A 22,487-nucleotide genomic window follows, 5' to 3' on the forward strand; every position below is an offset into this window, starting at 1 on the left:
TGGACACCCTTGCCTTTGGCTAACAGTTCCTACTGCCAAGCCTGTAGCGGACTTTCACCGCCTAGCTGTCGTCCATGCCGGGCGCACGTAAAAAATGAAGTTGATTAACCAAATCAACTTCACCATTAATCATCGCAATATCTATGTTAATCTAGCAGATAGGTTTTTAGCGAATCCTGCCATTTAACAATATCTTTAAACCCATTCAATCTCAGAGCCATATGCTCAAACTCCGAATTCTTCGGCCGCTTCGCAGGTCTTGGAAACTCCTCCGTCGTACATGGATTGACTTTAATATTAATCCCTTTAATCTCAAAGATCTCTTTTGCAAATTCATACCAAGTGCAGCTGCCTGAGTTAGATAGATGATAAACACCGTAATTATCCGTCTGGAACAATTCAATAATCTTTTCAGCCAGATCCCTCGTATACGTTGGACAACCTCTTTGATCATTAACCACTTTCACTTGGTCATGAGTTTCAGCTAACTTCAGCATGGTCTTCACAAAGTTGCCGCCATACTGTCCATAAACCCATGATGTTCTTGCGATAAAGAATTTTGAGTGAAAGTCATGAACGAACTGTTCACCAGCGTATTTTGATTGACCATAAACGCCAAGTGGTGAAGGCGTATCGAATTCACAGTACGCTCCTTCTTTTTCACCGTTGAACACATAATCTGTGCTAACATAGACCAATTTGGCACCAATTTCTTCGGCAACAATTGCGACATTACGCGTTCCATAAGCGTTGACGAGAAATGCACCGTTGCGATCAGATTCAGCCTTATCCACAGCTGTATAGGCAGCCGTATGGCAAACCACATCCGGTTTGATTTCGTTAAAAACCTTGCGTACATGATCTAAATCTGTGATATCCAATTCTTGATGGCCAAGTCCAAACGCTTCAAGCCCTTTTTCTTGAAGCATCAGTGTAAGCTCAGTACCCAGCTGTCCATGTCCACCTGTTACAAGTACCTTACTTGACATAGCTTTTCGCTCCATATTGCATCTTGTAGTAGTCCATATATTCGCCTGACTTGATCTTGCGCCACCAGTCTTCATGATCCAGATACCATTGAATTGTTTCTTTAATGCCGGAATCGAAGTTAAACTGTGGTTTCCAGCCAAGTTCCGTTTCAATCTTTGTCGGATCAATGGCATACCGACGATCATGTCCCAAACGATCTGACACGTGCTTAATTAAATCACGTGATTTGCCCAGTGTATCAACAATGAGTTCAACAATATCAATATTGCACTTCTCATTATGTCCGCCAACATTATAAATTTCTCCAGGCTTGCCCTTGTGAAGCACGAGATCAATTGCTGCACAATGATCTTCAACATACAGCCAATCACGAATGTTCTTGCCGTCACCATAAACAGGCAATTCTTTACCTTCCAAAGCATTCGTTACAACGAGTGGAATTAGTTTTTCTGGGAAGTGGTATGGGCCATAGTTGTTTGAGCAGCGTGTAATGTTGACGTTCATGCCAAAGGTTTCATAGTATGCACGTACCATCAGATCAGCAGATGCTTTACTTGAGGAATAAGGGCTGTTTGGTGCAAGCGGTGTCGTTTCCGTAAAGTAGCCGTCCGCACCCAACGAACCATAAACTTCATCCGTTGAAATTTGGAGGTATTTATTAATGTTCTTACTTTTCGCTACATCAAGTAATGTTTGCGTGCCAAGTACATTTGACTTCACAAAAAGATCAGGTTCTGTAATACTGCGGTCAACATGGGACTCTGCCGCAAAGTTTACAACTGTGTCGATGTCAAATTGATCAATGACATAGTCGACAAGCTCACGATTGCAGATATTACCACGAACAAAGTGGTAATTCGGATGGCCTTCAATGTCCTTTAAGTTCTCAAGATTGCCCGCATAGGTTAACAAATCATAATTGACAATTGTATCTTCCGGATGGAACTTAATCATATGATGTACAAAGTTGCTGCCGATAAATCCGGCGCCACCTGTTACGAGTAATTTCATTAGTCTTCAGCTCCAAATTCAAAGTTGATTTCCGCATCTTTCAATAGTGGATGGTTTTTGTCCTTCTCAGAAAGAATTGGATTGCTGACCGGCCAATCAATGCCAAGCGCCGGATCATTCCACATAATGCCACGATCAAATTCAGGTGCGTAGTATTCATCAACCTTATATAAGACGTTGAAATTAGGAGTCAATGTACAAAAGCCATGTGCAAAACCCTTTGGAATCAGCAATTGACGTTTGTTGTATTCACTAAGAATAAAGCCGCCCCATTTGCCGAAGGTTGGTGATCCTTTGCGAATATCAACAACCACGTCATAAATTGCTCCGTTAAGCGCACGAAGTAGCTTGGTCTGACATTTAGGGTTCAATTGATAGTGTAATCCTCGTATAACACCTGGTTCACTTGAAAGTGATTGATTGTCTTGAATAAACTTTGTATGTATTCCATTTTCAGCTAATTCTTCAGCATTATAGCTTTCCATGAAATAGCCTCGATTATCACCAAAAGCTTTGGGCTCAATGATTTTAACACCTTGTAAAAACGTATCGGTAACTTTAACTTTTGACAAAATGAACACCTACCATCAATGATATAGTTTAAATGCGATCTTTCAGAAGACCAAGGAGGTACTGACCATAGCCATTTTTCTTCAATGGTTGAGCGAGTTGGTAGAGCTTATCAGAGTCAATATAACCCTTTCGATAAGCAATTTCTTCTAAGCATGCAACCTTTAAACTCTGACGATTCTCTACGGTCTGAATAAATTGTGAAGCCTCTAGCAGAGATTCATGAGTTCCTGTATCCAACCATGCAAAGCCTCGACCAAGTAATTCAACACTTAATGTACCTTGTTTCAGGTATTCTTCATTTATTGAGGTGATTTCAAGTTCTCCACGAGCAGAAGGCTTGATGTTTTTTGCAATATCCACAACACTATTATCATAGAAATAAAGACCGGTCACAGCATAACTCGATTTTGGGATCTCAGGTTTTTCTTCAATAGAAGTTACTTTACCTGTTTCATCAAATGCAACGACACCAAAGCGTTCTGGATCCTTAACATTATAGCCAAAAACAGTCGCTCCAACTTCTTGTGATGCTGCTTTCTCGAGAATATTAGTAAATCCATGGCCATAGAAAATATTGTCCCCCAAAATCAATGCAACATGGTCATCACCAATAAATTCTTCTCCCAAGATAAACGCTTGTGCTAAGCCATCTGGGCTTGGTTGTACCTTATATTCCAGATGAATTCCCCAGTCAGATCCATCACCAAGTAATTCCTTAAATCTTGGTGTATCCTTTGGTGTTGAAATGATTAAAATATCTTTAATTCCGGCAAGCATAAGTATCGATAAAGGATAGTAAATCATTGGCTTATCATAAATTGGTACTAACTGTTTTGAAATAGATCGAGTAATTGGATAAAGCCTTGTTCCACTACCACCTGCAAGGATTATGCCCTTCAAAAAAAACACTCCTCCGTAACAATTTAATTATCTAATTAGAATGTAATACTCTCTTAATAAAAATTTCTTTAACTTTGATAAACAAGTTCCGATCCATTACAAGTACTAGAAAAATAAAAAATATAGTAATTAAAATATGCCCAAAGAGAAAATTACCAATAGGAATAAGAAATGCTAACAATCGACATATTATAAAAGCTAATACATTATACCTTATACCATCCCATAAGAATAATAAGCTATTTTTAATTATAATACAGAATCCGAGAAGTAAACTCGTTTCAATAATAATTGGAGAAAAAGCCCCCCCTAATAAACCAAAATATTTTCCTAGTATTGTATAACTAATGACAGCTGTTAATAATCCAACAGCCATTATTAGCATTCTTTTATATTGCTGGTTCCGCGTTGTCAAATAATCTGCAAGCGGAAAATTAATAGATTGAAGAACAATCATATACGACAAAGACATTAATGCACCACTTGCTGGCAACCATTTTTCACCAAATAGCAAGGAAATCCAAAATTCTGGATTAATAATAAATGGCAAAGATATACACATACCAGTAAACGACATAAGTTTTAATTCGATAATCGAAAGATTTCTATGCTCTTTTAGGAGTTGATTATTCCCAAGAGCAAACAATCTGGGGAAAAAAGCTGTTGCTACCACACCTGGGACTTGATACAAAACAGATGGAATTTTATAAGCCACAGAAAAAAATCCTACTGAATTAAGTGATGCAACTTTTTCAAGAATAATCGGACCTAATTGGGGCAACATCATTATAATTAGTCCATTTATAGAAAAGGCAACTAATTGCTTAAATAAACTTGTGTTCCAACCCTTTTTAATGGACGCACAGTTTAATAATAATACTAATGCTATTAACCCTGTTATCAGGTTGGTACATCCATATACCGGAGCTAATACAGTAAGTTTCCATCTAAAAAATACTGCAATAAATATTACAGAAGATGAGAGAATCCCTTGTATGACTACTATTAATGAGCTTAAAAACATGCGCTCTTTTGATTGAAAGTACGCAGTAGCCGCACCTTGAAAAACTGTCCCTAGCAAACTTGGATAAAGGATCCCATTAATGATGAACATTAGATATGGTTGATCTTTATAGAAAACATGGAGCAAGATATAGGCAAGTATGGCTACGCCAAAGGACAAGAGAATTCTAATTATTATATAAGTACTTAGCAATTGACTTATATCTGAGTTTTTTTTATTTGCGTCCCTAATAAAAGTTGCAGTCAACCCTAAATCGGCGCAATAAACAGCTATACTGGTAATCGCAATTGCTATTGAAAAAATCCCATATTCGTCTGGTCCAATGAGACGAGTAAGAAAAATTATGGATAAAACAGTTATTACTCTTACACCGATATTTCCAAATAGCAAATACAGGGCATTTTTAATTATTCTTATTAAATTCACTTATGTACTCCTCTATTTGTAAATTATTTTCAAGTGAACTTTGCAGAACCTTGAATAGTGAGGATTAGTTCCAACGTTTGGTGAAATTAGGACGATAGTTTAAATTTTTATTTCGATGGCCAATGACTTTTGCCGGTACTCCGCCAACAATATCATATGGATTAATATCCTTTGTTACGACTGCTCCTGCAGCTATGACTGCTCCTTCTCCAACTGAAATACCTGGCAAAAGAATAGAACCTGTGCTCACCCATGCAAATTTATTAATTGTTGTTATCCCAGCCGTGTAATGAAAATCCATACTATTTACATCATGTTCTGCAGTATAGATTTTGACATAAGGAGAAATATTTACATTATCGTTTATTATTAACTTTCCCCTGCCATCTAATACGACATGATCATTAATTGCGCAATAATCTCCTATTTGGATTCTACTAGGAGCATATAGGTAAACTGGTCTTAAAATGGTAGTATTTTTACCTATTTTCATTTTACCAATTTTATAAATTAATTTTCTTAAATTTTGCACTGGAATTAGAGGCACTACAAAATTGAGAATAGCTATATAACAATCGTAAATAAATTTTTTCAAAATATATACCTCGCAATCATTACATATACGCCAACAGGAACAAGTTTCTCAGTCTACTCATGGGACAAATTCTTATCTTGAGGCCATAGCCTTACTGAATTGAATTAAATGATTCAATAAACGCTTCTAGTTTATTATCATTTAAATTTCAGAATAGATCTTTTTCATTCTTTTTCCAATAACTTTCCAATCAAGTTTCTGTAAAAAACTTATATATGCTTTTTCTGATATTGCATTCTCACTCTTCTGTAACGAACATTTTTTTAATGCGTTAAATAGTCCTTCTAAATTATCCTCATCATACATTATAGAGACATCACTCGAAAAATATTCTTTCATAAATGAGGTATCTGGAACAATGATTTTTTTCCTTAATGATACAGACAATATTGCTGTACCAGAGGTAGTAATATTTTTATAGGGAAGTACAATGTACTCACTAATATTGATCAAGTCTGCCAATTCATTATCTGGGATAAATCTTAGATCATAAGTAATATCATTTCTTTTAGGAAATGTCTCAGCTATTAATCTCATATCGTCAAAGACTTTTCCAGCAATTATTAGATGCACATTTGGCCTGTCTAATTTTGTAAAAGCCTCTAATAGTTGAGATACATTTTTATATTCCCTAATTGCGCCAACAAATAGAAAAACTATTTTATCCGAAGGAATACTATATTTTCTCCGATAATCCACATTCTGTATTGGATAAGCATTTTTATAGTGCCCATGAAGGATGACTTCTATTTTACTTGGATTAACTTTAAATTCATCTATTACTGTCTGTTTGATTGATACTGAAGCAACGAATAATTTATTGCATTTCTGAATAAACATTTTCCTAATAATTTTTTCGATATTTTTCCATTTATATTCATGTGGATATACATTATGCACAGTCCAAACAATCTTAATACCCCTCAACCTTAAAAGGTTGAGGAACAATAATAACTTGAGTGATCTTATTAACATCGAGATACGATTATTTGATTGATAATAACCTGCAATCCAATGAAAATGTACAATGTCTTTAGACTTAATTTTCCAAATATTATTTTTGCTAAAGTCTTTTACTCTAATTCCTTCTCTTTCAATTGCATTTGACAATAATTCATTATACTTATTATCCTTATTAACCTTTGGATTCATCCATACTGTTGCATTAAACATAGGTTACTCCTTTTGAGTTTTTCACAATATTTGCGGCTGGCTGAATAGCTCAGCTAGCTTTCCATGAAATTGCAGGTAAATAGCTTTTTTGTATAAAAAAGCGCTAAATGTCCACTTAAATACTTAGGAACACCCTCTGTTTTTTAGTCCATAGAGTATTAACAGTTTTATTGTTATGAAAATAACTCTACTATTTATAATAGATAATTCCTTTTTGCATGGAATGCAATAAAACATATTGTCCAACAATAAAAAGGTACTATATGTCCAAAACTTAATAAGAAGTTTTCGATTGATGCGTAAACTAAGAAACTTATCAGTAGCGGTAAAGCAATTATACTGAAAAATGGCTTCTTCATTATATTTCTAAACATATTCACGATCATGACAAATACAAGGATCAAACTAACTATTCCCGCTTGAAATAACCAAATTAAATAACCATTGTCTGAAGTTCTACCAATATGAAATAGGGCTCCTTGATCTCCAGAGGACAAACCTTTTCCAAAAATAAAGTACACAGGATTCTTATATATTGCATCAAAAATATAAATCCAATTGCCTATCCGGCCACTCGTAAATACATTGAAATTATTAAAAGACGAAAATATTTGATTTTTTATATAAAAAGCAACGATTGCTACAAAGGCAATCACGGTTAGCAAGGAAATAATGGTGAATTTTTTTTTGTTTTTATTTGAAAGTTTGAAATAGATACTCATCAAACTATGCATAACCACAAACAAAATAAAATTAAAAAGAGCTCCTCTTGAGTCACTTAGTATGAGAAATGATAAAAATAAGATTGAGATTGCAACATACATAATCTTTTTATACTTGTTGTTGGTCAATCTAAAATTAATTAAATTGGCCACTAAAGCAACAAAACATACCGCTGCAAGCAGATTTGGCTCTTGAAAAATCCCATAAATTCTTGTTCTCCCATAATATTGGGTACTAAATTGACTAACTGTAAGTGATAAGTTAAACGTGAAAGAAAAAATACACATTACTAAAATGCTAAAAATAACTATATTATTATATTGAATAATACTATTTTTGCTTATGCTTAAATGATATGAACTAATAAAATACACTATAAAATAAATGTCTAGGCCAATTAGTGTCAACAAGCTTGGTAATGTTAATGACGTTAACATGGATGTAACTATTCCTAATATATTGAAAAAAATAAAAAAATAAATAGTTTTAGGTTTAGGAATTAGCTTATTACGGATTTCATTTCTGTATGTATACAAAAGCGTAAAAAGAAGCAAAAGCAGTGCACATCGTTTTATTATATTAGTTGGAATGGGCAGTTCTAGGTAATCCAACATATATGTAACAAAAACAATAATGTACGATCCTTTAATTAAATTTACGTTAAAATTCAATTGAATCACGCCTTATTTTAGATTCATAAAATTTTGCTCTGAATTATTTATTTTCAAAAATAGGTTTTCATATTCACTTACAATAAAATTCCAAGAATAATTACATTCAATTCTTCTTTTTGCCTTCGCACCAAAATTCTCTATATCCTGAGGAGTAAGCATATCAATTCGGTTAATTAACTCTGCAAGATTACTCGGTTGTTTATTAAAATAGACAGCACAATCTTTCCCCACTTCTATATTAAAAATAACATCCAACAACAAATTAACTTTAGTAGATGCCAATGCTTCTAGTAAAGAAGGATTTGTCCCCCCTACCTCATGACCATGTAAATAGCCAAAAGCAAATTCCCTCACCTTTTGTAAAATCGGTTTATCATAAACGGTTCCAACGAATTTGATTCTAGGATCTTGATTAAAATGGGTCACATTTAACAATTTTTCGTAAAAAGAATTTTTACTAACATTAGATATAATCACCAATGATTTGCTTGTTTTCGATTTCATGAATTCTCGGATCATTAGCTCATAATTATTTTCTGGTACAAAACGGCCCACAATTAAGTAATAGTCCATAACCTTTATTTGATGCTCACTCAACCAATAGTTGAATTTTATGTCAATTGATTGATTCGAACTATTGTCAATATCTGCCCCATAAGCAATAAACTTTGTTTTTGGATTATAGTTTCCATATTCCTTATGTATATAATCCTCAATTCCTTTAGAGTCACAAATTAGAAGATCGGCATTTTTGACCATTAAACGTTCAGATAATTTCCAATAAGTCCTTACGGGTTTACTCCATTTGCTTCTTAACCACTCATGTCCATCAGGGTTGACAATCAATTTTGCTCCTAAACGAATAAGCGACTTCTTATAACTTCCAATAAACGGACCGATTCGACATGCTAGCACATAAACAATGCTATTTTGTAACTGTTTCTCTTTGATGTAGTTTATACATCTTTTTAAACTTTTTAGATCATAAATTATTGCTTTTGCACTCCCAATTTCGGGTACATTAACATTAAAACATCTTACATTGTTATAAGTAAATTCCTGATTATTGTCTGCTAAGCAAGCAACATGGTATTTTATATCACTGCTCATTTTCTGTTTTGTTAATTGATCAACGAAAGTTTCAAAACCGCCATATTTTGCTGGTATTCCTTTCGAACCGATAATAAATACATCTACCACTTTGTGCACCTCAATTATTTTACATTCTGTTACTCAATATATTTCTCAAGTTTATTGTTGAATAGGTATTGATTTCTTTCTTCCAAACCACTGAATCATTTTTCTGTTATCTATAAGGTTTCTATTCATAATTTGCCTTCTAATCCACATAATCTTTCTGAAATTTTTAACAATGAATTTAAATGCAGGAAGTGACGTTCTTTCTTTAAACAAAACAGCAATAAATATCATTAGATCATAGGGAACAATGAAAATACCATCTCTCAGCAAAGCATACCAGGTTTCATTTTGCAATTCCAAAAGCAACCTGTTTTTTACTGAATGCATATTTACTGCAACGGACATTTCACTTCTTTTTAGAGGCGTATTATGCCTTACATGAAAAGCAACGGCCGAAGGACAATAGATACATTTCCAATTTCGATGTTGTGCTCTCCATGCTAAGTCAACATCTTCACGATATGCAAAAAAATACTCTAGAAAATACTCATTATTAATTTTAATATCGTTTAACATTTGTTTATTGTATAAAGGTGCAGCTCCAGAAGCACCAAATACATATTCTTTATTATTGTATTGTCCAATATCCTTTTCTTCAGCACCTCTATCCAAACTTCGCCTATTTTTCATAAAATAAATACCTGTTGAATCAACAATATCAGTTTTTTCATTTTTTACGGGATTAAAACGAAGCAATTTGCCAGATATCATGCCAATTCTTTTTTCACTTTTTATTGCTAATAGCATATTTTCCAAAAAATTTTTCTCAATAAAAACATCTGGATTAAGCGGCATATAAAAATCACCTTTAGATAAGTTGATCCCCAGATTATGCCCACCACAAAACCCTAAGTTTTTATCGTTTTTCACAATATTTGCTGTTGGATATTCCTGTTGAATGATATCAAGTGTTTTATCAAATGAAGCATTATCGATTATAAGCAATTCAAAATCTTTCATTGTTTGTTCACGTAAACATCTCAAGCATCTTCTCATATATTTTTGACTGTTCCAAGTTACGATACAAACAGTTAAGTTCATTTTAATCCTCCAACAACTTACATATATATTCGGCTTTTTTTCTCCATGTATTTTTTTTCATGAATATCAGCCGCCTATTTTTCAACTCATCATTATTTTCACATAAGGCCTGATCTAATTTTTCAATAAATTGTTTTTTTGTATTTCCAACATATATTATTTCAGCAAGAATATCTGCTGGAGGAATTTTTGTTGCAACAATAGGTTTGCCATATGCGAGATAATCATATATTTTCATGGAATCCTGAGATAATGTGTATTCATTAACAAGATGAGGAACAATGCCTACATCGAACTTTTCAATATAACTTGGAATTTCTTTATAATCCCTAGGTCCAATAAAATCTATGTTTGAACAATTATTAACTAGTTTTTCAAAATAATTGGATTGATAATTATTTTTCCCAATAAATATAAATTTAACATTTGGAAAATGTTCTGCAATTGATTTTATTAAATCTAAATCTAATCTTTCATGGATATTGCCAATGTAGCCAACAATTTTATTATCATTGTGTTGATTAGTATCTTTATCTTCAATTTTTAAAGAGGAAGTATTACTAATAAGCTCAATTTTGTTTGTTTTAGTCAACAACTTTTCCTTCATATGAATCGTATTAGTAATAATAAGTTTGGCATTATTTTTTGCAATAAGATAGCCACGATTTATATATTTCATATGTCTTTTCTTTTTATTATAGAAAGGTGAAAGACTCCAATCATCATACGCGTCAAACAAGTTATTAATCGATTTTAGTTTTAACATAAGACCTGCAGATTTTGGATCGCAAACCCATAAAAAATAATTTTTTTGTTTTATTTTTTTAAGAATATATTTAATAATCCACGGCAATATAGTTTCCTCTAACTTACCAAAGGGTATACAATGTTCCATATAATAAACTTGATTTTTTTTATCAAAGAACAAATTAAAAAGAACGCCTTTAATTAACAATTGACGACATGATTCTTTTATAAAAAAAATCCGACTAGGACGAAGCCTATTGACAATTAGCAAATTGGAAAACAAATTATGATTGTAAAACTGTTCTGCAAATTTCAAGGGCCGATTTATTTGACCCGTCAACACATGATCATACCAATTATGGGGGGTCACATAAATCAGACACTTTTGAATCAACGTTTTCACTCTTTTCTGCTCAATCCTAATATAGGGAGCTTATTAATAAGCTCCCCTAGACCATATCAATTGAACTACAGTTTTCAGCATAATCATTATATCTTTTAAAAGCGTTCGATTTCTAATGTATTCCAAATCATATTCGACCATTTGGTTAAAACCAACATTACTCCTCCCACTAATCTGCCAAAGACCTGTGCACCCTGGCGTCACAAGTAGTCTCTGCATATCATAATCAGAATATTCATCAACCTCACGTGGAAGAGGCGGGCGTGGGCCAACAAGGCTCATATCTCCCTTGAGAACATTTAAAAGTTGAGGCAATTCATCAATACTGGTTTTACGAATGAAATGACCGATATGCGTAATTCTTGGATCATCTTTCATTTTGAACATTGCACCCGTTGTTTCATTCTTATCAAGTAGCCCCTCTAGCAATTGTTCTGCATTGGATACCATTGATCTGAACTTATAGATATTGAATTCTTTTCCGTTTTTTCCAACACGAACCTGTTTGAAAAAGATTCCACCTCTAGGATCTTCTACTTTAATAAGGATTGACACAACAAGAAAAAGCGGAGATAACAGAACAAGACCTACCAGAGCGCCAAACATATCGATAAATCGTTTGAAAAATAAATAGGCCCTGTTGTCATCCACAATAAGTCTATTTGATTTTATATATTTTGTTGGTTCCATATAGTGTGTCTCTAACTCTGTTCTTGATAGAGCCATTGTTTGTTCCTCCATTTTCTCAGTGGAAGTCTGTTACAAAAAAACAGTCAAGTTTTTCCAAATGAATATGTTCATTAACTAATTAATTCGGGTGCCTGATCCGGGCGCCCAATTGAATAGTACTCCATCGTAGCTTTTTTCACTTCATCCAAGTCATAGCAGTTGCGACCGTCAAACACAATTGGTTCTTTCATTAACTGATTGTAGGTTGAAAGATCTGCTTTCTTAACTTCAGGCCAATCGGTGATGATCACTGTAAAATCAGCATTTTTGAGTGCTTCGGTAAGATCTTCGGTATAGCTGATTTCAGTCCCTAACTGTTTCCTAGCATTGTTGACTGCAATTGGATCATAAGCAATCACACTGACGCCCAGCGATACCAATTTTGGAATCATGACAAGAGCGGGTGATTCTCGCAAATCATCCGTGTTTGGTTTGAATGCTAGTCCTAGGACTGCGACTCGCTTCCCTTGTATGTTGCCAAAGCGGTTCAAAATTTTATCAAGTAATAGAACTTGCTGATTGTTATTTACTTCAATAACAGATTTTAAAAGATTAAATTCATGATTTGCATTACCTGCCAATTGGACCAATGCATTTGTGTCCTTTGGAAAGCATGAACCGCCATAACCAATCCCTGCTTTCAAGAAATCGGGACCAATTCGATGATCTAGTCCCATTCCTTTTGCAACTTCTTCAACATTTGCTCCCATGGACTCGCATAGATTAGCAATTTCATTGATAAAACTAATCTTCGTGGCAAGAAAAGCATTCGAAGAGTATTTGATCATTTCCGCACTAGAAATATCTGTCTTAATAATTGGTGTATCAAAAGGTTCATTGATTTGTGCTAAGATTTCAGCTGATTCTTCATCCTCTGTACCGATCACAATTCGATCACCGTGAAAAGTATCCTTAACTGCCGAACCTTCACGTAGAAATTCAGGGTTTGAGGCTATTTTTACATGAACACCATTTGTCGTGTGTTGATTGATCAAATTCTTAATATGGAAATTTGTACCAACTGGAACCGTGCTTTTTATGACAACGATGATGTTTTGTTTAATGTTAGCAGCAATATCTAAGGCAGCTTGTTCGACATAGTCAAGATTTGCTGCACCATCTGCACGCTGCGGTGTTCCAACCGCAATATACACAACCTCCGCATCAGGCAGTCCATTTTGATGTTCAGATGTAAAGTGCAGATTTCCTGAGCTGATATTCTTTTTAATCAATTCTTCAAGACCTGGCTCATATATGGTTGGAATACCCTTACTCAATTTTTCAACTTTACTTGGATCAACATCAATACAGGTTACTACATGACCTATTTCCGATAGTGCAACACCTGTTACAAGTCCAACATAGCCGGTTCCTATAACCGCTATTTTCATTTGACTCCCTCACAATCATCATAAAATGCACTTAGTATTTCAATCTTGCTTGATTTGTCACTCTAGTGGCAATTTATTTTCATGAAGAATTCGTTCAATGCCCTTAAGAACATCCTTTTGAATGCTCTTGTCTTGCAGTGCCATCTCGATGTTCGTCAATACAAAGCCAAGTGTTTCACCAACGTCATACCGTTTGCCTTCAAACTGATACGCGTAAACGCCTTGCAATTCGTTCAATTTCTGAATTGCGTCTGTCAGCTGAATTTCTCCTCCGGCTCCGATTTCCTTCTTGTCGAGGAAGTCAAAGATCTCCGGAGTCAGCACGTAGCGACCGATGATGGCCATGTTGGACGGTGGATTGCTTTCCGGCTTTTCAACGAACTTGCGTACATCGAACAGGCGGCCGTCCTGTGCCTTCGGATCAATAATACCATAACGGTGCGTTTGATTTTTCGGAACTTCTTTGACGCCGATGCAGGAGCAGCTTGTTTTTTCATATTGATCCATCAATTGCTTGATGCAGGGCGTCTCCGCCTGAACAATATCGTCACCGAGTAGGACGGCAAATGGTTCGTCACCAATGAACTTGCGGGCGCACCAAACGGCGTGACCCAGACCCTGCGGCGACTTTTGCCGAATGTAGTGAATATCAATTCTGGATGGCTCACGTACTTTTTCAAGTAAGTCTAATTTATTTTTCTGAATCAAATTCTGTTCCAATTCGTATGCAATATCGAAGTGATCTTCAATTGCGCGTTTGCCTTTGCCGGTAACGATAATAATATCTTCAATACCCGCTTGAACGGCTTCCTCAACAATATACTGGATCGTCGGCTTATTGACAATGGGAAGCATTTCCTTTGGCAATGCCTTTGTCGCCGGTAAGAACCGAGTGCCTAACCCTGCGGCTGGAATAACTGCTTTTCTGACTTTTTTCATCAAAAAACCCCCTGGAAAGTGGAGACATACTCTGTATGTTTGTCGTGAAGTCTCTGGGATGTTGTCTCGCTAAGTAATGAGGACATTCTATGCTATTTCTATTAAAATTAACTTAATGGAAAGGATTGTGAACTCAAGATTCTCTCATTATACACTATTCATATGCGCTGTGAAGCTAAAACTCGACATTTTTTGGCTCGTCAAGCTATAAGCATTATAGCATATTTAATTTTTATGAAAAGAGGGAGATATGGGAAGAAAGTCATAGAAGTTGACTAGATAGGCTTTTATTACATTATGTTGCTCTCTATTTACGTTTTGTTTACAAGAATGTTTCAGAGTGATGTGCTGAATGTGTTCTATTTTGTCGTTTGTTGCGTGAACTTAGGCGATTTCCCCTATGATTCTTATACATTGTGCGTTTGAACTGTCATACCTCGGATTTGACATAATAAATCTGCTCATGGCGCTTCCATAGTGGTCGCGTCGTCCTTGTGTAGACACGATAGTCGCCTTGCAGTAGTGATTCGAAGTCAACAAGTTTCAGCGCGTATTTCTCACTGAACTGTTCTGCTGCCTGCTCAATGCTTTCCGCTTGTATCGTTGCGATCGGTTTGTTATATGCGTCAGAGATTGTCCGCTTGCCATCGGATTCATGATAAAACGTGTATATGGTCATAATTGATGTTCTCCTTTATGTTCCGAATTGAATGTATGATTCTCTTCTCGCTTTCTATGCGGAATTCCTTGTCGGCGAGTGGGCTCGCGTGGTGGGGAATAGTGTCCGCTTTCGTCATTTCTTGGGGCCTGTTCTCCGTTGTTTGACGCCGAAAAATGGACCAACACGCTAGTATTCTGTCCTGCATCCTTTATACTGATTCGTTTCGATTCTCGAATTTTGTCGGAAAGTATTTTTGTATTTTATGGTTCGGGTAGGCTGATTGACGATGTTCTGGCGTCCCGGAGGTATTTGACATTGACCGTTCTTTCAAATAAAGTAAATGTGACTTTTATGGTTTTTTCGGACTATTTCCGGGGTATTTCCCCTCTGTTGGTGCATCCTACATAAAGGAAGATTCTAATGAACAAACAATTTGCTGTCATCGGTCTCGGCCAGCTGGGCTCAAGTGTCAGCATTGAGCTGAGCAATATGGGCTGCGAGGTTCTGGCGATCGATATTGATTTAGATAAAGTGAATGATTACTCAGATGTGGTGACGCAGGCGGTGCAGGCGGATTCGACGGATGAGAAGGTGTTGCAAGCGCTCGGGATCCGCAATTTCGATCATGTAATTGTCGCGATCGGGCGCAACATTCAGGCGAGCATCCTGACGACGCTGCTGCTGAAGGAGTCGGGCGTGAAGGAGATTTGGGCGAAGGCTCAGAATGACTATCACGAGAAAATTCTGAGGAAGCTCGGCGCGGACAAGATCATCCGTCCCGAAGTTGAGATCGGCTATCGGATCGCGCACCTGGCGACGGCGAATAAGATTCTTGATTACATCGAGCTGTCCAAGGACTACAGTATTATTGAAATCGAAGTGACGGATCGGCTGATTGGGAAGTCGATCATGGAAATCGATGTGCGCGCGCATTACGGATGCAACGTGATCGCGATCCGCCGTAACCGTACGGTCATTGTCCGCAACATTGGTGAATTGAAGCTTGAGCGCGATGATGTGCTGCTGATTATCGGAAAGAGCGAGGATCTGGAACGGTTTGAAAAAGAGGGCGTCTGATTAATTTTTTCAGGCATTCCTCCTAGTGAAGGCAGGGAATTTGATATGATGCAATCCACGAAGAAAATACTTTCCGCGCTTGACCTCAAGCCGTTCCGATTCAGCCCGCCGCTCTTTCTGTCCATTTTGCTGTTTATCATTATTGTGATCGGGACCTTGCTGCTGAAGCTGCCGATTTCCACCGTGCATCCGATTTCGTGGTTGGATGCTTTATTTCTATCAACATCTGCTTCGACAGTTACAGGCTTGTCTCCCTTTGAGACCGGCCAGACGTTTACCTTTTTCGGACAGATCGTTCTGATGCTGCTGATTCAGGTTGGTGGTATCGGCGTTATGGCGTTTGCCGTATTTTTTGTTATCTTGCTGGGCAAGAAGGTTTCGATTCGGCAGAGGCAGTTGATGCAGGAAGCGCTGAATGTACCGTCGATTGGCGGCGTGATCCGACTGGTCAGCTGGATTTTAATTTTTTCCTTTGTGATTGAGCTGATCGGCACGTTCTTCCTCGCGTTCCGGTTTGTGCCTGAATTTGGCTGGGGCAAAGGGCTTTATTATGGGCTCTTTCATTCGATCAGCGGATTCAATCAGGCCGGATTTTCGCTTTTTCCCGGCAGCATGAGCCAATATATCGGTGATCCGATTGTGAATCTGACGATGATCATGATGATTACGCTTGGCGGTATCGGATTCACGGTACTTGCCGAGCTACTGTCCACGCATCGCTATCACAAGCTCTCGCTTCACGCTCAGGTGATGATCACCGGGACGTTGATAATTAATGTGATTGGTGTGCTCGCTATTTTCATTATTGAGTATGCGAATCCTCATACCTTGGGACCACTCAGCATCGGCAACAAATTCTGGGCAGCGTTCTTCCAAGGCATATCGCCGCGAACGGCCGGACTGACGACGATTGATCCTGCCGGACTGAGTCAAGCCTCATTGCTGCTCACCATGCTGATGATGTTCATTGGCGCAGGCAGTACATCAACAAGCGGCGGTATCAAGTTGACGACGTTTATGATCATCATCGCGCAGGTGTTCACCTTCTTGAAAGGACGGCGTGAGGTTGTGATCAACAAGCGCACGGTCAACCATCAGGTTATTGTGCGGGCGGTGTCGATCATCTCAATTTCAGTGATTGTCGTCCTGCTTGCTGTGTTCCTGCTCTGTCTGTCTGAGAATCAGCCGTTTGTTGTGATTCTGTTTGAAGTGATCTCAGCTTTCGGTACGGCGGGCGAGTCGATCGGCGCGACCGCCCACCTCTCCGCTTTTGGCAAAATTGTGATCATGTGCGTGATGTTCTTCGGCAAGGTCGGCCCGCTGACCCTAGCCTTCTCCGTAACCAAGCGCTCCCATGTAGACATCCGCTATCCGGACGGGGAGATTTATACGGGATAAGTATTTGACTATGATGATAAACCGCGACTCGGCTGTTGGGTCGCGGTTTTTGATATTGAAGTTACAGTTAAGAAGCTGCCGTGAGGTAGCCTTTGCATTTGTGATTGAGGGCGGGAATGTGCGTCATGTTCTTCTGCAAAGTTGCGCGCCACCCCTGAAATTTTCTGTTACCAAGTAGTCGCCCATTGCAATTCGTTATCTAGGTGGAGAGAATTAGTTATACGGGATGAGGAAAAGCCACGAGGCCGTGGTTCCGGATCGTGGCCTTTTCAGGACCAAATTTTACAAATCACTCTTTTGTTTCCTCAGATGATTTCTTTTCTTCAGCTTCAGAATCTCCATCGTCCAAAAGTACTTCTTGTATTCCTTGATTTTCTTGTAGGAATCGTACAATGTTCATTGTAGGCAACACCAAAACTGAAGAACTGCTTCCTTTTGATGTTAAATCAGATACTAAAGATCTCATATACGGAAATAATATTGCTGCAGCATTTGCTTTAAAAAAAGAGGCTCTTGCACGATCATCTAATGCATCATCATGCTCAAGCGAGAAATTGCCAATGATACGAGCTTTTACATAAAATGAATTTTTTTTAAGCTCAAAATCTCCCATTTCTAATCCCAAATCGAGGATTGCTTGCTCTTTTTTCTTATTTGCATAAACAATTTTCAGAGTAAAATCCGGAATTATTTGTTCCTCTCCGACACTCTTAAATCCGGGATTAAAACGATAGGATGTTTCGATTACTTCGTAGTTATCAAATGATAGAATAGATTTCATTTATGCAGCATCCTCACCGTTATCGTTTGCTGCATAGATAAACGTAATGCCTGCAATTTTTACGTTTGATTTGCCTTTTTGAACTTTGAAAGATGCATTAAAGTTGCTGTATTCGCTAAGTTCGCTTTGTATCACAGGTATCTCATGTGCTATCTCATCAGTGTAAATAACTTTTCCTTCACCCTCGCTAACGTCAAACCCTGCATCTCTTAAATCATCAATTAAGTTCTGACGACTCATGCCATCAAACATGTCATTTATTTCCTTGTCTATATCTCTCATGATGTGGCCTCCTCATCTACTTCGATAATATGTTTATCTTTAACGTATGAGCCATGTTTTAAACACAACTCTATTCCGTTAGGTACTCGTGATATTGGTATTCTCAGATCTTGTTCGTTTTCAGGCGGAGAGAAAGTACATGCCCTAATTAGTTGGTACCCTTTTTTATTACTCAACTTTCGCAGAGTAAAAATCCGAAACAGCCCTTGATATAACGTGTTTTGTGGCCTATTCATTACACTCCTTGACAAAATAGAAAGACACCTCAATTTTTGGTATAGTGATTTTGAAGAAATACACTACCAAACAGAAGAGGTGCCCTCTATATGATAGCGAAAAACTGTAAGAATAATCAACTACCATTAGAAATAAAAGCAAAATTTGATGAGTTGAAGATTCTAAAACATTTACGTCAGGCAGGAATTCAAAAAGCCTTCGGCTTTTCCAGTGGTTATCTTTTTCAGCTTATTTTTCGTCTGATCTTTACCCAAAGAAATTGGTATCGTTTACTGGAGAGTAATAAAGCAGATGACTTACCAGGCAAGGATGCTGTTTATCGTTTTTTAAACTACCCGAAGTTTGCCTGGCGCCGCTTCCTGACTGCATTAAGCGTATTCACAATTATGAAAGTCAGCCGTTTGACGAGCGCCTGCCACACTAAAGTACTCATTCTGGATGATTCATCTTTTTATCGCGACCGCAGTAAACGCGTCGAACTTTTGGCTCGTTGTTTTGACCATGCCAAGAGAAGACACTACAAAGGATTTCGTATGCTGACATTAGGATGGTCAGACGGATCAACGTTCCTGCCTATTGATTTTTCACTCCTTAGTTCAAGCAAAGAAAAGGCAAAAATTAATGATATCGATTCGACGATTGATAAGCGTTGTTCCGGCTATAAACGACGAATTGAAGCTTTACAAACAGCTCCTGAACAAATACCTGGCATGGTTAAACGAGCCTTGTCGAACGGAATTGATGCGTCCTATGTTCTGATGGACAGCTGGTTTACCCAACAACCTTTGATCAAGGCTTTGACCGATCAAGGTATCGATGTTATTGGTATGGTGAAACCAACGAATCAGCGCTATCGAGTAGGCTCTCAATGGGTTGGATTAAAAACACTGTATCGACTGTCAAAGCCCGTAACCAGTCACAAAGAAATTTTACGCTCTATTCGTACCACAATGGCTAATGGAGTCCCGGTCAAAGTTGTGTTCGTTCAAAACCGCAATAAACAAAGTGAATGGCTAGCCATCTTAAGTACCGACTGCACACTTACAGAACGGGAAATCATTCGTACGTACGGCATGAGATGGGACATTGAATTATTTTTTAAAGCAACGAAGTCATTTCTTAAGCTTCAAAAAGAGTTCCAAGGCAGATCATACGATCTGCTGATTAGCCACACAACCATTGTCTTTACAAGGTTTATTCTCCTGTCTTGGCAAAACCGTTGCAGTACAGATAATCGAACCCTTGGCGGTATGTTTTATGAACTCTGTGACGAAATGAATGAACTGGATTGGGTTGTAGCACTGACGCAGCTCATGGATATCCTTCATGACGCCCTGACAAAAACAAAAAAGTCAATAAAAAAATGGATTACTTGTCAACTGACACAATGGATTGAAAGCTTACCCAACTATATCAAGGTTTATCTGCCCAGATTAGGGTGCGAAAGTTGAGTTATTACAAATAAAATTATAAATTTTCCCATCAAAATCATTGCTGTTTCTAGTAGTTAAATTTAATCTATTCTTTTTTATTAATTCTTCAATAAGTTTCTTTCGAGTCTTGTGAAATAAAGAAGTGTCATCACTTTTAGGATCTGTAACGTCAAATTCCAATTCTTTTGGAATGACAATTCGGCATTCTAATACACATGATATACTATGCTTAAACCTCTTCAGCGAATACTTTTTAGCCATTAATGGATCATCATCATAAAAATAATTCCCTGTTCCTAACCATCCGATTTTCCGTGGATCTGATACAAAAGATGTTTCCATTATCTTCTTAGCAATATCTTGAGTTGTTCCATGGTGTCCGATGATTTCACAACATTCTTGCATGTACATAACCCCTAACAGCTAACGAGGGTATTTTGACTCTGTATGTATGATACATTACTAAGCGCGTTTTGAAAAGTTAAACAGTACCCCTAGCTCAGGTAAAACCATGATTTTTTCAAGAAAATAACATGTATAACAATTAGAAATATATACTTTTTCATTCATTTTAATTATTTTTGATAATTTTTCTACTATTTTAGGCAATCTTACTTTTTGTATCTTTATTTTGCCGGTTTCGCCACATGACCTATCAGGTTGTGGACGACTTCGCCATTTTTCAAGATGGTTTCGACTGGTGTGCCTTTAACATGCCAACCTTTCTAAAGTATTAAAACTTGGCTAACAAGAAACAAACTTGATCGAGTCAAATCGCCTATGTCTTCGTGCAGCTGTTTTCGTACATAGGCTTGGCGATGCAACAATAAGGAAGCAGCCACGAGACCAAAGTACGGTTTCGTGGCTGCTTTAAAAACTGGTGTGTACAAGGCGCCTGTTCCCGGATCGAGAACCTATTGCACGACATTGTTCAGTTTTTTCGGATTAGATTGAGTTTTATGCCTAATTAATCGGGCGTCTGTTTGGATTACAGGGCGCTTTCATGTGTACCTCTGAATAATTTTTTTCATTTTAATACTGCTCCGTGTCGCAATTTACCCGCCTCTCCTCAGGCTGAGCACATGCGTGCCTTCAGGAATCGACGGATTTTTCGGCTTGATTGAGTAGTGTATCTCATAATAGACCTTGTTGTCTTTTAATTGGAATTTAGCGATTCCGCCCTGGTTATGAAAGCTGTCGACGAAGTGAAACTGGCCTCTGCCCTTGAGATCAATTGCAACGGTATGATTCATTGTCGCTGGCGCCTGCCTATTGCCGAGGATGCTTTCTATTGAAATTCTCACGACATTATAGACCGGCATCTCAATCGTCACATTTTGTATGGGTTCGGTGGGACCATGATCGGTAAATTGGTTTCTATAGTATGCGTTAAAGTTCTTCTTTGTATTGGACCAGATCCCGCTATATCCGGAGCCGGAATTGGTGGCGGACTTTGTACGGTTATCGCTTCGCTGCTGCGTGTCGGCAGATGCTGTCTTGCTGTTTTGGGTCTCCACTTTTTTGAACACGCCGGAATAATTCTTGTTAAAATGCGCGTAGTACTGAGCCCACGCAGGATCCTTCTCGTTCGAACTGCCGAAAGCTGTATTTTCTGATACGTTTAACGTCTTTTTGTCTTTTGATTTCCTGCGTCCGCACACTCGTGACTTCAGTCATGAGTAAGGACGCCCTTCTTTTGTAAAAAACGAACATTTGTGCTATATTTAAGGTAACCATCTTTTACAAAAAAGGAGGAACGGCTGTGCTCATCCAAAAGGCGTTTAAGTTTCGGCTTTTCCCTACGGAAGAACAAGCCGTTCAAATCAATAAGTCCATTGGATGCAGCCGGTTTGTCTACAATCATTTTTTAGACTGTTGGGAAAAGACCTATAAACAAACCGGGAAGGGCTTAACCTATAACACCTGCAGTAAAGCCCTGACGCAGCTCAAAGCCGAGCTGCCTTGGCTCAAAGAGCCGGATAAGTTTGCCTTACAGAATAGCTTAAAGAACCTTTCCAAGGCTTATGACCGGTTCTTTAAAAAACAAGCCAAGCATCCTCGCTTTAAGAGTAAAAAGAA

At 37.5% G+C, this 22,487-nt stretch carries 22 protein-coding genes and 1 pseudogene; 4 read left to right on the forward strand and 19 right to left on the reverse strand.

What is annotated here, in order from left to right:
- Positions 1–146: 146 nt before the first annotated feature.
- The 15 genes and pseudogenes from rfbD to BM003_RS16500 form a co-directional block, all read right to left on the reverse strand.
- Entirely contained in the window at positions 147–989 is an 843-nt protein-coding gene (rfbD, locus tag BM003_RS16430) for a dTDP-4-dehydrorhamnose reductase (protein ID WP_093674716.1), read from the reverse strand.
- Positions 979–2,001, reverse strand: coding sequence for a dTDP-glucose 4,6-dehydratase (gene rfbB / locus BM003_RS16435; protein ID WP_093674717.1), 1,023 nt, complete (start codon positions 1,999–2,001; stop codon positions 979–981). Before rfbB ends, rfbD begins: the two co-directional genes overlap by 11 nt.
- Entirely contained in the window at positions 2,001–2,573 is a 573-nt protein-coding gene (gene rfbC / locus BM003_RS16440) for a dTDP-4-dehydrorhamnose 3,5-epimerase (RefSeq protein WP_093674718.1), read from the reverse strand. Before rfbC ends, rfbB begins: the two co-directional genes overlap by 1 nt.
- A 28-nt stretch (positions 2,574–2,601) precedes the next feature.
- Positions 2,602–3,474 carry a glucose-1-phosphate thymidylyltransferase RfbA gene (gene rfbA / locus BM003_RS16445; RefSeq protein ID WP_093674719.1) on the reverse strand — a complete coding sequence of 291 codons (873 nt, stop codon included), beginning with the start codon at positions 3,472–3,474 and terminating at the stop codon, positions 2,602–2,604.
- A gap of 31 nt (positions 3,475–3,505) precedes the next feature.
- Positions 3,506–4,924, reverse strand: a complete 1,419-nt coding sequence (locus tag BM003_RS16450; RefSeq protein WP_093674720.1) for an oligosaccharide flippase family protein — start codon at positions 4,922–4,924, stop codon at positions 3,506–3,508.
- Between the two features lie 112 nt (positions 4,925–5,036).
- Positions 5,037–5,159: pseudogene (locus BM003_RS18305) on the reverse strand (CatB-related O-acetyltransferase); the annotation flags it as partial.
- Between the two features lie 501 nt (positions 5,160–5,660).
- Positions 5,661–6,692 carry a glycosyltransferase gene (locus BM003_RS16460; protein WP_093674722.1) on the reverse strand — a complete coding sequence of 344 codons (1,032 nt, stop codon included), beginning with the start codon at positions 6,690–6,692 and terminating at the stop codon, positions 5,661–5,663.
- A gap of 194 nt (positions 6,693–6,886) precedes the next feature.
- A complete protein-coding gene (locus tag BM003_RS16465) occupies positions 6,887–8,086 on the reverse strand; it encodes an O-antigen ligase family protein (protein WP_093674723.1) in 1,200 nt (399 codons plus the stop codon).
- A gap of 12 nt (positions 8,087–8,098) precedes the next feature.
- Positions 8,099–9,289 carry a beta 1-4 rhamnosyltransferase Cps2T gene (gene cps2T / locus BM003_RS16470; protein WP_093674724.1) on the reverse strand — a complete coding sequence of 397 codons (1,191 nt, stop codon included), beginning with the start codon at positions 9,287–9,289 and terminating at the stop codon, positions 8,099–8,101.
- A 51-nt stretch (positions 9,290–9,340) separates the two neighbouring features.
- Positions 9,341–10,330: a glycosyltransferase family 2 protein gene (locus tag BM003_RS16475; RefSeq protein ID WP_093674725.1), complete on the reverse strand. Its 990-nt coding sequence runs from the start codon at positions 10,328–10,330 to the stop codon at positions 9,341–9,343.
- A gap of 1 nt (position 10,331) precedes the next feature.
- A complete protein-coding gene (locus tag BM003_RS16480; protein WP_143128490.1) occupies positions 10,332–11,480 on the reverse strand; it encodes a glycosyltransferase in 1,149 nt (382 codons plus the stop codon).
- 33 nt (positions 11,481–11,513) lie between these two features.
- On the reverse strand, positions 11,514–12,170 hold the full coding sequence (locus BM003_RS16485; protein WP_245734341.1) for a sugar transferase: 657 nt from the start codon (positions 12,168–12,170) through the stop codon (positions 11,514–11,516).
- A 110-nt stretch (positions 12,171–12,280) separates the two neighbouring features.
- Positions 12,281–13,600, reverse strand: a complete 1,320-nt coding sequence (locus BM003_RS16490) for a UDP-glucose dehydrogenase family protein (RefSeq protein ID WP_093674728.1) — start codon at positions 13,598–13,600, stop codon at positions 12,281–12,283.
- A gap of 57 nt (positions 13,601–13,657) precedes the next feature.
- Positions 13,658–14,539, reverse strand: coding sequence for a UTP--glucose-1-phosphate uridylyltransferase GalU (gene galU / locus BM003_RS16495; protein WP_093674729.1), 882 nt, complete (start codon positions 14,537–14,539; stop codon positions 13,658–13,660).
- 430 nt (positions 14,540–14,969) lie between these two features.
- Positions 14,970–15,218 carry a hypothetical protein gene (locus tag BM003_RS16500; protein WP_093674730.1) on the reverse strand — a complete coding sequence of 83 codons (249 nt, stop codon included), beginning with the start codon at positions 15,216–15,218 and terminating at the stop codon, positions 14,970–14,972.
- Positions 15,219–15,620: 402 nt separating this feature from the next.
- Here BM003_RS16500 and BM003_RS16505 point away from each other — a divergent pair, with 402 nt between their 5' ends.
- A complete protein-coding gene (locus BM003_RS16505) occupies positions 15,621–16,277 on the forward strand; it encodes a potassium channel family protein (protein WP_093674731.1) in 657 nt (218 codons plus the stop codon).
- Between the two features lie 48 nt (positions 16,278–16,325).
- On the forward strand, positions 16,326–17,675 hold the full coding sequence (locus BM003_RS16510; RefSeq protein ID WP_093674738.1) for a TrkH family potassium uptake protein: 1,350 nt from the start codon (positions 16,326–16,328) through the stop codon (positions 17,673–17,675).
- Between the two features lie 289 nt (positions 17,676–17,964).
- Here BM003_RS16510 and BM003_RS16515 read toward each other — a convergent pair whose 3' ends face one another.
- Together BM003_RS16515 and BM003_RS16520 are read right to left on the reverse strand one after the other, a co-directional pair.
- Positions 17,965–18,456 carry a protein-export chaperone SecB gene (locus BM003_RS16515; protein WP_093674732.1) on the reverse strand — a complete coding sequence of 164 codons (492 nt, stop codon included), beginning with the start codon at positions 18,454–18,456 and terminating at the stop codon, positions 17,965–17,967.
- The gene (locus BM003_RS16520; RefSeq protein WP_093674733.1) at positions 18,457–18,738 is read right to left on the reverse strand and encodes a hypothetical protein; all 282 of its coding nucleotides are present in this window, start codon (positions 18,736–18,738) and stop codon (positions 18,457–18,459) included. It abuts the gene before it with no gap.
- A 326-nt stretch (positions 18,739–19,064) separates the two neighbouring features.
- On the opposite strand from BM003_RS16520, the gene BM003_RS16530 reads away from it, so the two are divergent.
- Positions 19,065–20,426: an IS4 family transposase gene (locus BM003_RS16530; RefSeq protein WP_093674735.1), complete on the forward strand. Its 1,362-nt coding sequence runs from the start codon at positions 19,065–19,067 to the stop codon at positions 20,424–20,426.
- Here the strand turns inward: BM003_RS16530 and BM003_RS16535 are convergent.
- Together BM003_RS16535 and BM003_RS16540 are read right to left on the reverse strand one after the other, a co-directional pair.
- Positions 20,409–20,813, reverse strand: a complete 405-nt coding sequence (locus BM003_RS16535) for a hypothetical protein (protein ID WP_093674736.1) — start codon at positions 20,811–20,813, stop codon at positions 20,409–20,411. The genes BM003_RS16530 and BM003_RS16535 overlap by 18 nt on opposite strands.
- A gap of 650 nt (positions 20,814–21,463) precedes the next feature.
- A complete protein-coding gene (locus BM003_RS16540; RefSeq protein ID WP_093674737.1) occupies positions 21,464–22,069 on the reverse strand; it encodes a hypothetical protein in 606 nt (201 codons plus the stop codon).
- A 101-nt stretch (positions 22,070–22,170) separates the two neighbouring features.
- Here BM003_RS16540 and BM003_RS16545 point away from each other — a divergent pair.
- On the forward strand, positions 22,171–22,487 hold a 317-nt coding region (locus BM003_RS16545; RefSeq protein WP_143128491.1), incomplete at its 3' end, for a helix-turn-helix domain-containing protein.

Origin of the sequence: Sporolactobacillus nakayamae (genome assembly GCF_900113325.1) — a bacterium.
GTDB lineage: Bacteria > Bacillota > Bacilli > Bacillales > Sporolactobacillaceae > Sporolactobacillus > Sporolactobacillus nakayamae.